Annotated in this window: 11 protein-coding genes, 1 pseudogene and 1 riboswitch; of the genes and pseudogenes, 3 read left to right on the forward strand and 9 right to left on the reverse strand. The window is 73.4% G+C overall.

Annotation, left to right across the window (positions count from 1 at the left end; all coding sequences use genetic code 11):
- Positions 1–83: 83 nt before the first annotated feature.
- From ACIBN2_RS12675 to ACIBN2_RS12700, 6 genes are all read right to left on the reverse strand, one after another.
- Positions 84–932 (reverse strand): ECF transporter S component, encoded by an 849-nt coding sequence (locus ACIBN2_RS12675; protein WP_399134316.1) that lies wholly within the window; start codon positions 930–932, stop codon positions 84–86.
- Positions 929–2605: an ABC transporter ATP-binding protein gene (locus ACIBN2_RS12680; protein WP_399134317.1), complete on the reverse strand. Its 1677-nt coding sequence runs from the start codon at positions 2603–2605 to the stop codon at positions 929–931. Before ACIBN2_RS12680 ends, ACIBN2_RS12675 begins: the two co-directional genes overlap by 4 nt.
- Complete coding sequence (locus tag ACIBN2_RS12685; RefSeq protein ID WP_399134318.1) at positions 2602–3708, reverse strand: energy-coupling factor transporter transmembrane component T; 1107 nt, start codon at positions 3706–3708, stop codon at positions 2602–2604. Before ACIBN2_RS12685 ends, ACIBN2_RS12680 begins: the two co-directional genes overlap by 4 nt.
- Before the next feature lie 148 nt (positions 3709–3856).
- Positions 3857–4513 (reverse strand): SCO2322 family protein, encoded by a 657-nt coding sequence (locus tag ACIBN2_RS12690; RefSeq protein ID WP_399134319.1) that lies wholly within the window; start codon positions 4511–4513, stop codon positions 3857–3859.
- 5 nt (positions 4514–4518) lie between these two features.
- Positions 4519–5760 carry a prenyltransferase/squalene oxidase repeat-containing protein gene (locus ACIBN2_RS12695; RefSeq protein WP_399134320.1) on the reverse strand — a complete coding sequence of 414 codons (1242 nt, stop codon included), beginning with the start codon at positions 5758–5760 and terminating at the stop codon, positions 4519–4521.
- Between the two features lie 133 nt (positions 5761–5893).
- Positions 5894–5960, reverse strand: a riboswitch (cobalamin riboswitch).
- 90 nt (positions 5961–6050) lie between these two features.
- Positions 6051–6905, reverse strand: a complete 855-nt coding sequence (locus ACIBN2_RS12700) for a PP2C family protein-serine/threonine phosphatase (protein WP_399134321.1) — start codon at positions 6903–6905, stop codon at positions 6051–6053.
- Between the two features lie 191 nt (positions 6906–7096).
- On the opposite strand from ACIBN2_RS12700, the gene ACIBN2_RS12705 reads away from it, so the two are divergent.
- Both ACIBN2_RS12705 and ACIBN2_RS12710 read left to right on the forward strand, forming a co-directional pair.
- Complete coding sequence (locus ACIBN2_RS12705; RefSeq protein WP_399134322.1) at positions 7097–9202, forward strand: ATP-binding protein; 2106 nt, start codon at positions 7097–7099, stop codon at positions 9200–9202.
- A 54-nt stretch (positions 9203–9256) separates the two neighbouring features.
- Positions 9257–9919, forward strand: a complete 663-nt coding sequence (locus ACIBN2_RS12710; protein WP_399134323.1) for a phosphotransferase — start codon at positions 9257–9259, stop codon at positions 9917–9919.
- Between the two features lie 34 nt (positions 9920–9953).
- Here the strand turns inward: ACIBN2_RS12710 and ACIBN2_RS12715 are convergent, their stop codons facing one another.
- From ACIBN2_RS12715 to ACIBN2_RS12725, 3 genes and pseudogenes are all read right to left on the reverse strand, one after another.
- A complete protein-coding gene (locus ACIBN2_RS12715) occupies positions 9954–10349 on the reverse strand; it encodes a RidA family protein (RefSeq protein ID WP_399134634.1) in 396 nt (131 codons plus the stop codon).
- A 6-nt stretch (positions 10350–10355) separates the two neighbouring features.
- Positions 10356–10787: pseudogene (locus ACIBN2_RS12720) on the reverse strand (nuclear transport factor 2 family protein); the annotation flags it as partial.
- A 10-nt stretch (positions 10788–10797) separates the two neighbouring features.
- Entirely contained in the window at positions 10798–11847 is a 1050-nt protein-coding gene (locus ACIBN2_RS12725) for an MBL fold metallo-hydrolase (protein WP_399134324.1), read from the reverse strand.
- Positions 11848–12021: 174 nt separating this feature from the next.
- Between ACIBN2_RS12725 and ACIBN2_RS12730 the strand changes: the two genes are divergently transcribed.
- Positions 12022–13479, forward strand: coding sequence for an aldehyde dehydrogenase (locus tag ACIBN2_RS12730; protein ID WP_399134325.1), 1458 nt, complete (start codon positions 12022–12024; stop codon positions 13477–13479).
- The last annotated feature ends 4 nt before the right edge of the window (positions 13480–13483 follow it).

Consider the following 13483-nt stretch of genomic DNA (forward strand, 5'->3'; position numbering starts at 1 on the left):
CCCTTTTGGCGTGGGCATGGCGTCCGAAATGCACTACTAGGGTGTTTAGTGAGTGACGTGAGTCATGTGGGGCGGTTCACCGTTCAACGGGGGTCGAATGTGACCGCGGTCTCGAAGGCGGCCCGGCGGGTGGCCCTGCGTAGCGCCTTGAGCACGGCCGGGCCGAGCGTGAGCGTCAGGACCACCGTGACGAGGGCCCGGCCCGTGTCCCAGCCCAGCGAGGTGGCCGCGCAGTACGCGACGAAACGGGCCAGGTTGGCGGGGACGGCCGCGTGCGGGTCGAAGGCGATGCCGGAGGCGAGGGCGCCCATGAAGGGCCAGCCGGCGAGATTCATGATCGTTCCGTAGGCGAACGCGGCCAGGAAGCCGTAGGCGGCGAGCAGGCCGGTCTCGCCGCGGCCGCGCAGCCGGTCCGGGCCCGGCAGCAGGCCCGCGCCCATGGTGAACCAGCCCATCGCCAGCATCTGGAACGGCATCCACGGGCCGACCCCGCCCGTCAGCAGCGCCGACGCGAACATCGTGAGCGAGCCCAGGGTGAAGCCGAAGCCCGGGCCCAGGACCCGGCCGCTCAGCACCATCAGGAAGAACATCGGCTCGATGCCTGCGGTCCCGGCGCCGATCGGGCGCAGGGCGGCGCCGGTCGCCGCGAGAACGCCGAGCATGGCCACGGCCTTCGGGCCGAGGCCGGACTCGGAGATCGTCGCCGCCACGACGGCGACGAGCAGGACCAGCAGACCGGCGAAGAGCCAGGGGGCGTCCTGGGCGTGGGCGTTGAGCTGGGAGGTGGGCGGGGCGAGGAAGGGCCAGCCGAAGGCGGCGACGCCGACGGCGCTGACGAGGGCGAGGGCGGCGACGGAGCGGGGGCCGAGGCGGATGGCCCTGGCCCGGGCGGCCGGTCCGGCGTGCGCCTTCGGTCTGGCCTGCGTGGTCATCCCAGCGCCCCCCTCACCTGCGCGACCGTGAGCCACTCCTGCGGGGCCAGGATCTTGGTGACCTGGGGGGCGAAGGAGGGGGAGGAGACGACGACCTCGGCGGTGGGGCCGTCGGCGATCACCTCGCCCTCCGCGAGCAGCACAACTCGATGGGCGAGTTCGGCGGCCAGCTCCACGTCGTGCGTGGCGAGGACGATCGCGTGGCCCTCGGCGGCGAGGGCGCGCAGCAGGGTGACGAGCCGGGCCTTCGCCGCGTAGTCCAGGCCGCGGGTCGGCTCGTCGAGGAGGAGCAGGGGCGGGCTCGCGGTGAGGACGACCGCGAGCGCGAGAGTGAGGCGCTGGCCCTCGGAGAGGTCGCGCGGGTGGGTGTCGTCGGGGATGCCGGGGAGCAGCTTCGAGACCAGGGCGCGGCAGGTGCCGGGGGCCGCTTCGGCGTCGCGGTCGGCGGAGGCGCACTCGGCCGCGACCGTGTCCGCGTAGAGGAGGTCGCGTGGTTCCTGGGGGACGAGGCCCACGCGGCGAACGAGGTCTCGGGGAGCCGTGCGGTGGGGGGTCACGCCGGTGGTCAGGACCTCGCCGGTGGTGGGGGTGACCAGGCCCACCAGGGTGTTGAGCAGGGTGGATTTGCCTGCGCCGTTGCGGCCCATGAGGGCGACGGTCTCGCCGGGGGCGACGGTGAGGGTGACGTCGCGCAGGGCTTGGACGTGAGCTCGGCGGACCGAGAGGGAGCGGACGTCGGCGACGAACGCCGGAGCCGGGCTCACCGGGGTCTTCCTGCGGAAGCGGCGAGGGGAGGGGGCGGGGACGGGGGCGGGGCGGTGCACCACGGCGGGAGGTTCGTGGGGTGCCGCCGTGAGCCCGGACAGACGGTCACGGAGGGCACCGGCCCGGCGCCGTGCGTCTCGTACCGTCAGCGGCAGCGGGGACCAGTCGGCCAGGCGGCCCAGGGCGACCACCGGGGGATACACCGGTGACACGGCCATCATCTCGGCCGGGCCGCCGAGAACCGGAGGTGCTCCCGGGGACGGCATCAGGGCGACCTGGTCGGCGTACTGGATGACCCGTTCCAGGCGGTGTTCGGCCATCAGGATCGTCGTGCCCAGGTCGTGGACGAGGCGCTGGAGGACGGCGAGGACCTCTTCCGCGGCCACCGGGTCCAGGGCCGAAGTGGGTTCGTCGAGGACCAGGACCTTCGGATGCGGGGTGAGGACCGAGCCGATGGCCACCCGCTGCTGCTGGCCGCCGGAGAGGGTGGTGATGGGGCGGTCGCGCAGGTCGGCCAGGCCCAGCAGGTCGAGGGTCTCCTCGACGCGGCGGCGCATCACGTCCGGGGCGAGGCCCAACGACTCCATGCCGTAGGCCAGTTCGTCCTCGACCGTGTCCGTCACGAAGTGGGAGAGCGGGTCCTGGCCCACCGTGCCCACCACGTCGGCGAGTTCGCGCGGCTTGTGCGTGCGGGTGTCACGGCCCGCGACCGTGACGCGGCCGCGCAGGGTGCCGCCCGTGAAGTGCGGCACCAGGCCGCTGACCGTGCCGAGGACCGTGGACTTGCCGACCCCCGACGGGCCGACCAGAAGCACCAGTTCGCCCTCCGGGACCTCGAGGTCTACGCCCCGCACGGTGGGTTCGGCCGCGCCGTCGTACGTCACGGAGACATCCTCGAAGCGGATCACGACGGCTCCTTCGGGGCGATGAAGGCGGGGAGCAGACCGAGGAGGACGGCTGCCGCCGGCCACAGCGGGAGGGCGGGGGCGACGAGCGGGACGACGCCCGGATGCAGCGCCGGGTCGTCCGCGGCGGCGAGGGTGAGCAGCGCGGCGACCGCGGCGCCGGACCCCGCGACCAGCCAGGCGCGGGCGTCCCAGCGGTCCGGGCGGTAGCGCGTACGCAGGCTGCGGCGGCCGCCGAGGCGCAGGCCGGCCAGGGCCGCGGCGACCCCGGCGAGCAGCAGGGGCAGGCCGTAGGTGCCGCCTTCGGCGGTCAGCAGTCCGTACGTTCCCGCGCAGACGCCGAGCAGGCCGCCGAGGGTGAGCGCGGCGGTGGTGCGGCGGACGGCGGGCGGGACGTCGGCGGTGCGGCCGTAGCCGCGGGCGTCCATCGCGGCGGCCAGGGCGACCGACCGCTCCAACGCGCCCTCCAGGACGGGCAGTCCGACGTGCAGCAGGCCGCGGACGCCGCTGTCGGGACGGCCGCGCAGCCGGCGCGCGGCGCGCAGACGCTGGACGTCGGCGATGAGGTTCGGGGCGAAGGTGAGGGCGACGACCACCGCGACGCCCATCTCGTACAGCGCGCCCGGCAGGGACTTCAGCAGACGGGACGGATTGGCGAGGGAGTTCGCCGCGCCGACGCAGATGAGGAGTGTGGCCAGCTTCAGGCCGTCGTAGAGGGCGAAGACGAGTGACTCGGCGGTGACCCGACCGCCCAGGCGGATGCCCTGCGCCCAGTGCGGGAGGGGGACTTCGGGGAGCGTGACGAGCACGTGCGTGCCGGGGACGGGGGAGCCGAGGGCGACCGCGAAGAAGAGGCGGATGACCAGGACGGCGAGGGCGAGCTTGAGGAACGCGGTGTACGAGCGGGCCCAGGGGGCGCGGGGACGGCAGGTGACCACCACGTAGGCGGACGTCGCTATGAGCAGGGCGAGGACGAGGGGGTTGGTGGTGCGGGTGGCCGCGGTGCCGAGGCCGAGCGACCACAGCCACCAGGCACCGGGGTGCAGCGCCGGCCGGCCTGGGCCTGTTGCGAAAGTCCCGCCTGCCCGGCGACGCCCGGCACGCACTCTCGCCGCACCGGGCACAGACCCGAGTACATCCAGCACAGACCCGAGTACATCCAGTACGAGGGCCTGCACCCGGCACGCCGAGAGCACGCACCGGACGCCGCCGTGCCCGCCCTTCGGGCGGACGACGGGACCTTCGCAACAGGCCCTAGCCATGCCGGCGTCGCCGTGCCTGCCACACCGCCGCCGCGCCCAGCAGGGCGACCGCGCCCGCCCCGGCGAACAGGCCCACGGACGGGCCGCTGTCGCTCTTGGGCGCCTTGTCGGCCTGGTGCGCCTTGCCGGGGGCGGCCGTCGTCTTCTTGCCGCCGCCGACCTGTTCGCCGCATCCCGTCTGCGGATATCCGGCGATCGCGCACAGCAGGGCGTTGGTGTCGTAGCGGAGCGGCTTGGCGACCGAGGCCAGCGCGTCGGCCGTCGTGGCGTCGGCGGGCACCCGTGCGCAGGCCGTGCGTCCCGCCGGAGGCGTCTCGCCGGACGGGGCGTCCGCCGCCGTGCCGAAGTCGAGGACGAGGGCCACGCGCTTCTTGCCCTCCTGGGCCGGAGTCCGCGCGCAGATCGCCGAGAACGACGTCGTCCCGCGCGGCTTCGACGCGTCGCCCGAGTCCTCGCTCACCGAGAAGCGGAAGCCCTGGACGTCGCCGTCGGAGGGGCGGGCGGTGGCGGGGCCCTGGGTGGCGTAGGTCCAGTGGCCGGCGGCGTGGTCCCAGAAGGACCAGTAGCGGTAGCCGGTGGCGTGGGCCGGGCCGGTGGCGGTCAGGGCCAGCAGCAGCGTGGCGAGCAGGACGGCACAGCGGCGGATCACGGCTGTCACCTCTTGTTGCGGGCGCTGAGCAGGAAGCCGATGCCGATGCCGGCGACGAGGAAGACGGCGACGATCCACCAGACGCCGAAGCCGGAACCGGAGCCCGAGTCGTCCTTCTTGTCGGAGGTCTTGTCCGCGGCCCGGGCCGAAGTGGTGGCGGAGGCGGCCGGCTTCGGGCCGGTCGCGTCGAGGAGCTGCACCAGGTCCTGGCCGCCGAAGTCGTGCACGTCGGCGCCGTACGCCTTCGCGGCGAGGATCAGTTCGGCGTACGCCGCAGGTCCGGCCTGCTTCGCCCACGGCCCGGCGTTCGCCTCCAGCCAGCGCACGGCGCCGGCCGCCCGGTCGCCCCGGCCGGCGGTGGCGAGGGCGAGGACCGCGTCGGCCGTGTTGCCGTAGTCGGGCTGGGGCTTGGCGCCGGGCAGGGCCGTGCTCAGGTGGTGGTCCTTGGCCAGGGCCTTGGTGAGGTAGGCGGCGCCGTTGTGCGCCGCCTGCTCGGGGTCGCTCGCGTCCTTGCACGTCGCGGCGGTGCCGGACGGCTTCACGGCCGCCCCGGTCAGGCCCTTGCCGAGCGCGCCCACCACGGCCGCCGCGGTCGCGTCCGCGTTGGCGGCGAGCTTGCCCTTCTTGTCCGGCTGGAAGGCGAAGGCGCCCGCGTCGGCAGCCGCGTCCGTGCCGTGGCAGGGGAGGGCGAAGGTGAGCAGGGCGTCGTAGGGGGACTTGCCGCCCTTGGTGATCTGCGCGGGCTTGTCCCCGGCGGCGGCGAGCGCGCCGATGACGACGGCGGTCGAGTTGGCGTCGCTCGGGCCGCCCTGGGAGTAGCCCCAGCCGCCGTCCTTGTTCTGCACGGACTTCAGCCAGCTGACCGCCTTTGCGGTGGCGGCGTCGTGGCCGCCGAGCGCGGTGAGGGCCTGGACGGCGGCGGCCGTGCTGTTGGTGTCGGCCATGACCTTGGCGTCGCAGGGCTTGGCGGCGTCCGCGCGGAACGGCGCGAACGACCCGTTCGCGCACTGCTGCCCCACCAGCCAGTCCACGGCCTTCGCCGCCGGCTTCACGCCCACCTCGTCCTGCGCGAGCAGCGCCAGCGACTGGCGCCAGACGCCGTCGTACTTCGGGTCGGCGGTGCCGTACAGGCCGCCGGGCAGCGCGGCCGAGGGGGACGGCGAGGGGGACGCGGCGACGGCGGGCGCGGCCGCGCCGATCACGGCTATGGCGGCCAGGGCCGCTGCGCTGCGGCGGACGACGTTCATGATCGGCGGGTGCCTCTCCTGCGGGGGCGGGCAGCACGGGGACACCCCGGGCGGCTCGGCTCCGTATGCCTCGACGGTGCGGTGCGCCGGCGGGCTGCCGACACAGGTGAGCCGGTCACGACCGTACGGAGCAGTCCGGCTGGCCGCCCTCGGCGGACGGTTTACGGTTGCGGGTCAGCGCCGGAATTGCACCGGCTTCCCCCCGTACGGGTGTGATGACGACCTGGCCACTCTACCGGCCCGTAGAAAAGGGCTGAGAGGCGCCTGTGGACGGGGCGGGGCGGCGGACGTCAGGTCGGCCGGCGGGTCGGGGTCATGATCCGTGCCGGTGCCTCGGCCGGCTGGCACAGGACCAGGGCCAGGTCGTCGGTGCGGCGGACACCGGCGTGGGCGACGACCCGGTCGTAGAGCGAGTCGAGCGCGTCGTCGGGCAGCGGCTCGCGCAGGGCGTCGGCGACCTCGGTCAGGAGCGGGAACGGGGTGCCGTCGGCGGAGCGGGCGTCGGTGAGGCCGTCGGTGTGGAGGAGCAGCCGGTCGCCGGGCTGGAGGAGGAAGCGGTACTGGCGCGGATCGGGGTGCAGCCCCAACGGCGGTACCGGCTCGCGGGGTTCGAGCGGCTCGACGCGCTGCCCGGCGCGCAGCGGGGCAGGGTGGCCGCAGTTGACCAGGCGGACCTCGCCGGGCGCGAACTCGGCGAACACCGCGGTGACGAAGTCCTCGGCGTCCAGCTCCGGGGCGAGCCGCTTGTCGAGGTGGGTGACTAGGGTGGGCAGATCGGGGGCGGTGTAGGCCAGTTCGCGGAAGGCGGCGATCGTCGCCGCGGTCAGCCGCAGGGCCTCCAGGCCGTGGCCGCGGACGTCGCCGACCAGGACCCTGAGGCCGTACGGCGTCACCGCGATGTCGTACAGGTCGCCGCCGATGGCCGACTCGGAGCCGGCGCAGTGGTAGCGGGTGCACACGTGTGTGCCGGCCAGGTCGCGGGAGAGGGGGCGCAGGATCAGGTGCTGGGTGCTGCGGGCCACTTCGCGGGCCTGGGCGAGTGCCGCCTCGAGGGCGAGCAGCGTGCGCCTGACGTTCAGCCAGACGCAGGCGAGGAGCGATCCGATCAGGATCGGTGCGATCGGCAGTGCGTGCATGGCGTTCATCGCGTTGCCCTTGCCACCCTCTCTGCTGTCCCCGCACGACGATGTCCGAATATCTCCCCTCCGTCGCGTGCCGACATGGAGTTGAGCGCAACTCGTCGGAATATGCCGCGAACTGCCCAATTCCCGTGATCTTTCTGTCGTGCTTGGCCATGTGGTGCAGGGGTTCGTCCGAGGCGGCGACACTGGTGCGCGTGTCTCGGAAGAACGTTGTGCCCAGGCCCGGGAACCTGCCCGCCGACGCCCGTGTTTTCGTCGGCAGACTGGACGAACTCGACCATCTGGAGGATGAGTTGGGTCCCGGTGGGGACGGGCGCCTGCTGACCCTCCTCGGGGTCGGCGGGGTCGGCAAGACGCGGCTCGCGCTGCGGGCGGCCGAGCGGGCGTCGAAGGCGTATGCCGACGGCGTGTGGCTGGTGGAGCTGTCCGCGCTGCGCGCCCCGGGGCAGGTGCCGCTGGCCGTGATGGAGGCGCTGCGGCTCGCCGACCAGTCGACCGGCCCGGTGACGGACGCGCTGTGCGCATGGGCGCAGGACAAACAACTGCTGCTCGTCCTCGACTCCTGCGAGCACCTGCTGGCGGAATGCGCGGACCTCGTCGCCGATCTGCTGATCGCCGCGCCGGCGCTGCGCGTCCTCGCCACCAGCCGGGAACTGCTCGGGTTGCCGGGGGAACGGCTCCTTGCGGTCGAACCGCTGCCCGTCGGCGATCCGGACGGCGATCAACAGGCCGACGCCGAGACGCTGTTCGCGCAGTGCGCCGCGCGCGTCGACCCCGGCTTCGCGCTCGACGAGCGGACCCGCCGCGAGGTGGGTGACGTCTGCCGCGCCCTCGACGGCATCCCGCTCGCGCTCGAACTCGCCGCCGCCCGGCTGGCCACCCACAGCCTGGGCGCGCTCCATGCCCTGCTCACCGACCGCCTGCGCTCCCGCTTCGAACTCCTCGAGACGGAGGAGTGCGACGGCGAGGGCCCGCCGCGCCACTGGACGCTGCGCACCACCATCGGCTGGAGCCACGAACTGTGCGTGCCGCTGGAGCGGTTGCTGTGGGCCAGGCTGTCGGTCTTCGCGGGTACGTTCACCACCGGCGCCGCCACCTGGGTGTGCGCGGGTGGGCCGCTGGGCGCCGACCAGGTCCGGGGCCTGCTGCTGCGGCTGGTGCAGCAGTCGATCGTGCTGCGCGATCCCGCCGACCCGGACCGCTTCCGGCTCCTGGACACCATCCGCGAGTACGGCGCCGGCTGGCTGCGTGAGCTGGGGGAGGAGGAGGCCCTGCGGCTGCGCCACCGTGACCACTACCGGCGGTTCGCCCGGGAGGCGTGCTCCGACTGGAACACGAGCCGGCAGGTGGCCTGGTGCGACCGCGTCGTCGCCGAACACGCCAACCTCCGGGCCGCGGTGGACTGCGCGCTGGCCGAGCCGGGCAGCCCGGTCGCGCTGGAGGTGGCGGGCAGCGTCGGCTTCCTGTGGCGCAACTGCGGAATGCCGCGCGACGCGCAGCTGTGTCTGGACCGGGTGCTGGCGGAGGAGCACCCGGCGGGGCCGGATCTCGTGCTGGCACAGTGGTCGCGCGGGGCGGTGGCGATGAACCAGGGCGACCTGGACGTGGTGCGCGACTGGGGGGTGCGGTGCACCGACGTGGCGCGCGAACTCGGCGACCCCGCAATGATCCGGGCCTCCGCCTACCTCACCGGCGGGTATCTGGCCCTCGTCGGCCGGCTGCCCGAGGCGGTCGACGCCCTGGCGCCGAACCCCCGGGTGCTCGTCGGGATGGACTGGCGGGGGGCCGCACTCGTGATGAACAGCCTGGGAGTGACCTACAGCCACCTGTACAGCGGGGACCTCGACAAGGCACGCGAGGCGGCGCGGGCGACGAGGGCGAGCAGTGTGCAGTGCGGTGAACGCTGGTCGAGGTCCTTCATCGACGCGATCATCGCCCAACTGGACGTCGCCCGCGGCGACACCGACGCGGCGCGCCGCAACTGCCGCGACGCGCTGGCCGGACACCGGTCCCTGCACAACACGCTCGGCCTGGCCTTCACCCTCGACATCCTGGCCCAGGCCGAGGCGACGGGCGGTGACGGCCGGTTCGCGGCCCGCGTCCAGGGCGTCAGCCAGCGCATCTGGGAACTCCTCGGGCGCGCCCAGATGGACTCGCCCCAGCAGATCGCCGCCCGCCGCGCCCGCGAGCGCACCCTGCGCGAGCGCCTCGGGGACGAGGTCTACGAGCAGGCGTACGAGGAGGGCACGGCGATGTCGTACGACGAGGGCCTCGACTACGCCCTGACCGGCGGTGTTTGACCCTTCGCCCCGGCCCGGCGACGTAGCTGCGGCCACGTGGGTAGTTTTCAGCCCATGGGGATCACGGGGAGACTGCTCGGCTCGGGGCGCGTCAACGACGTGTACGAGATCGACGGAGCGTGGGTGCTGAGGCGGAGCCGGGAGGGGTGGGGGGACGCGGTCGCCGAGGGGGCCGTGATGGAGCATGTGCGCGCGTACGGCTATCCCGTGCCCGGTGTCCGGCTCGCCGAGTCGACGCCGACGGAGCTGGTGATGGAGCGGTTGCACGGGCCGACGATGCTGGAGGCGTACGGCGCCGGGCTCATCGGTGCGGCCGAGGCCGGGGAGGTGCTCGGCCGGCTGCTGCGGCAGTTGCACGCCATTCCCGGCCGCCGGTCGGCCGATCGCCGCATCCTGCATCTGGACCTGCACCCGGACAACGTGATGCTCACGCCCGACGGGCCGCGCGTGATCGACTGGAGCAACACCGAGGAGGGCGACCCCGGTCTGGACTGGGGCATGTCGGCCGTCATCCTCGCGCAGGTCGCCGTCGGCGACGAGCCGATCGCCGCTCCCGCCCGCGAGCTGCTGGACGCGCTGCTGGCCGACCCCGCCCACCTCACCGAGGCCGGGCTGACGGAGGCCCGGCGCCGGCGTGCGGCCGACGTGATGACGAGCCGCCGGGAGGTCGAACTCCTCGGGCAGGCGGAGGAGTTGGTCAGGTCGTACTGGCGGTGAACCCCGGTATCGGTGCCCGGGCCGACCGTGCCGCTCACCCCACCACGGCCACCGCGTCCACCTCCACCAGCACCCCTTCACGCACCGGCCGCACCACCACCGTCGTACGGGCCGGCAGCGGTGAGGAGTCGGCGAAGAAGTCGCGGTAGACGCGGTTGAAGTCGCCGAAGTGGGCGTGGTCGGCCAGGTAGCAGGTGCAGCGGACGATCGAGTGCCGGTCGCCGCCGGCCGCCGCGACGACGGCCTCGACGTTGGCGAGGACCTGCTGCGTCTGCGCGGCGAAGTCGGCCGGCATGTCACCGGTCGCCGGGTCCAGCGGGCCCTGCCCGGAGGTGAACAGGTACGGGCCGGTGCGCACCCCCTGGGAGAGCGGCGGCTCGGTGCCGTCGGGAAACGGGATGAAGGGGGCGGCGTCCGTCCGCACACGCACGGGACCGCCGCCGAAGGGCAGGACGAGCGTGCGGGTGGCGAGCAGCCAACTGCCGTCGTGGCTGCGGCGGAAGGTGTCCTCGTAGTGGCCGACCTGGAAGGGCGGCCCGGCCGGCAGCATGCCGCCGCTGTGTCCGTCGACGCGGTAGGTGGTGAAGTACGAGGTGGCCGAGGCCGTGTCCGCGGAGGTCACCGTCACGAGGACGTTGGACATCGTGCGGCGGGACAGACGGTCGGCGGGGCGGGATCCGAAGTACGTGCGCAGCGCGTCCCGGCCCTCGACGCGCCGTCCGTCCCCCGGAGCCGGCCATGCCCACACACCGTCCTCGGTGAACAGCTCGGCCACGGAGGCGGGTTCGCCCAGATCGAGGCGGTGGACGAAGTCGAGGATCAGGCGTTCACAGGCACGTTCGGCGAGCAGTCGCTCCAAGGGCTCCATAGGTACGTATTCATACGTGCCCGACGGCCAGGTACGCCACCGGATCACTGCCCGCCACCGCCTCCGCCCGCCCCAGCTTCACCAGCCGGCGCAGGTGCGCCTCGGCCTCCGAGACGGCGATGTTCCTTGATCCGTAGGGGATTTGGGCCCAGGGGCGGTTCCACTCCATGCGCTCGGCGAGCTGCCAGGGCGTGAGCGGTTCGACCAGCAGGGCCTGCAGACCGGTGAGCCGTTCCTCGTGGTGGTCGAGCAACTCCCGTACGCGTGCCGCCGCGTCGGGGAAGGTGTGCTGGTGGGCGGGGAGCACCTCGGCAGGGGCGAGGCGGCCGATGCGTTCGAGGGAGTCGAGGTAGTCGCCGAGGGGGTCGGTGACGGTGGCGTCGTCGGGGTCCTCGTACAGGCCGATGTGGGGGGTGATCTCGGGGAGCAGGTGGTCGCCGGAGAACAGGCGTCCGTGGCCCGGGAGTTGGCCGTGCGGCTGGGCGGGGTGCTCCTCCTCCAGGTGCAGGCAGACGTGGCCGGGTGTGTGGCCCGGGGTCCAGATGGCGCGCAGTCGCCTGCCCGGGAGGTCGAGGAGTTCGCCGGGGACGATCTCGCGGTCGGGCAGGGCGGGGGAGAGGCCCGGGAGGGCGGGGCGGGGGGCGGCGTCGCGCAGGGGCGCCACGTGCTCCTCGGGGGCGCCGGCGGCGGTGAGTTTGGCGGCCATGTAGGAGAACCAGCGGCCGGGCCTGGTGTCGCGGGTGCGCCGCACGATCGCGGTGTCCGCGGCGTGCATGGCGATCCAGGCGCCGGACGCCTCTCGCACCTTGCCGGACAGGCCGTGGTGGTCGGGGTGGTGGTGGGTGATCACGACGCCGTGGATCTCGCCGGCGGAGGTGCCGCAGGCGGCCAGCCCCTCCGCGAGGGTCTGCCACGAATCCGGGTCGTCCCATCCGGTGTCGATGAGGACCGGGCCGCGGTCGGTGTCGACGACGTACACGAGCGTGTGCCCGAGGGGGTTGTCCGGGATGGGTACCTGGACGGACCGTACGCCTCCGCCGTGGTCGGTGACCTGTGCCATGGGTTCCCCTGTCGCCGCGTTCCCGTCACTATAACTAGAACCAGTTCCAATGGGAGCCCAAGTCACCTTTCGCTGCGCTGTGGACTCCTCCTCTGTGGACTCCTCCGAGGGGAACTGGTATCAGTTCCCGTATCTGATGAACCGTCAGAGCCAGCTCCGGGGAGGCAGTCGGTCATGACCGAGCTCGTGGAACACGGACAGCTGTTCATCGGCGGGGTGTTGACCGATCCCCTCGGCAAGGACGTCATCGAGGTGATCTCCCCGCACACGGAGGAGGTCATCGGGCGGGTCCCGCACGCCTCGGCGGCGGACGTGGACCGGGCGGTCGAGGCCGCGCGGCGCGCCTTCGACGACGGGCCCTGGCCGCGGATGCCGCTGGAGGAGCGGATCGAGGTCGTCACCCGGATCAAGGACGCGATCGCCGTACGACACGAGGAGATCGCTCGCGTCATCTCCTCCGAGAACGGCTCGCCCTACTCCTGGAGCGTCCTCGCCCAGGCGCTCGGCGCGATGATGGTCTGGGACGCGGCGATCACCGTCGCCCGGAACTACACCTACGAGGAGCCCCGCGACGGCGTGCTGGGGAAGATCCTGGTGCGCCGCGAACCGGTGGGGGTGGTGGCGGCCGTCGTGCCGTGGAACGTCCCGCAGTTCGTGGCCGCCGCCAAGCTCGCGCCCGCGCTGCTGACCGGCTGCACGGCGATCCTCAAACCGTCGCCCGAGTCGCCGCTGGACGCCTACATCCTCGCGGAGATCGCACGCGAGGCCGGGCTGCCGGAGGGCGTGCTGTCCGTCCTGCCCGCCGACCGCGAGGTGAGCGAGTACCTGGTCGGGCACCCGGGCGTCGACAAGGTCTCCTTCACCGGGTCGGTGGCGGCGGGCAAGCGCGTGATGGAGGTCGCCGCCCGTCATCTCACGCGCGTGACACTGGAGTTGGGCGGCAAGTCGGCGGCGGTCGTGCTGCCCGACGCGGACGTGGAGGCCACCGTTGCGGGGGTCGTCCCGGCCGCGTGGATGAACAACGGACAGGCGTGCGTGGCCCAGACCCGCATCCTCGTACCCCGCTCGCGCTACGACGAGTTCGCCGACGCCTTCGCCGCCGCCGCGGGCGCGCTCGTGGTCGGCGACCCGCTGGACACGGCGACCCAGGTCGGCCCTCTGGTCGCCAGGCGGCAGCAGCAGCGCAACCTCGACTACATCCGCATCGGCCAGGAGGAGGGCGCCAAGATCCTCACCGGCGGCGGCCGTCCGCCGGGCCTGGAGCGCGGCTGGTACGTCGAGCCGACCCTCTTCGGCGGCGTCGACAACTCGATGCGCATCGCCCGCGAGGAGATCTTCGGCCCCGTCATCTGCCTTCTCCCCTACGGCGACGAGTCCGAGGCCGTGAAGATCGCGAACGACTCCGACTACGGGCTGAGCGGCAGCGTGTGGACGGCGGACGTCGCCCGCGGCATCGACGTGGCACGCCAGGTCCGTACCGGCACGTACTCGGTGAACACGTTCAGCCTGGACATGCTCGGCCCCTTCGGCGGCTACAAGGACTCCGGCCTGGGGCGGGAGTTCGGCCCCGAGGGCTACGGCGAGTACCTCGAACACAAGATGATCCACCTGCCGGCCGGCTGGGAGGGATGAACGC

Origin of the sequence: Streptomyces sp. NPDC050534 (assembly GCF_044457745.1) — a bacterium.
Classification (GTDB): domain Bacteria; phylum Actinomycetota; class Actinomycetes; order Streptomycetales; family Streptomycetaceae; genus Streptomyces.

Excerpts from the sequence above, each read along its gene's own strand:
- ACIBN2_RS12725 (WP_399134324.1), bottom strand. The coding sequence starts at position 11,847 with ATGGCACAGGTCACCGACCACGGCGGAGGCGTACGGTCCGTCCAGGTA.
- ACIBN2_RS12730 (WP_399134325.1), top strand. The coding sequence starts at position 12,022 with ATGACCGAGCTCGTGGAACACGGACAGCTGTTCATCGGCGGGGTGTTG.
- ACIBN2_RS12695 (WP_399134320.1), bottom strand. The coding sequence starts at position 5,760 with ATGAACGTCGTCCGCCGCAGCGCAGCGGCCCTGGCCGCCATAGCCGTG.
- ACIBN2_RS12700 (WP_399134321.1), bottom strand. The coding sequence starts at position 6,905 with ATGAACGCCATGCACGCACTGCCGATCGCACCGATCCTGATCGGATCG.
- ACIBN2_RS12675 (WP_399134316.1), bottom strand. The coding sequence starts at position 932 with ATGACCACGCAGGCCAGACCGAAGGCGCACGCCGGACCGGCCGCCCGG.
- ACIBN2_RS12710 (WP_399134323.1), top strand. The coding sequence starts at position 9,257 with ATGGGGATCACGGGGAGACTGCTCGGCTCGGGGCGCGTCAACGACGTG.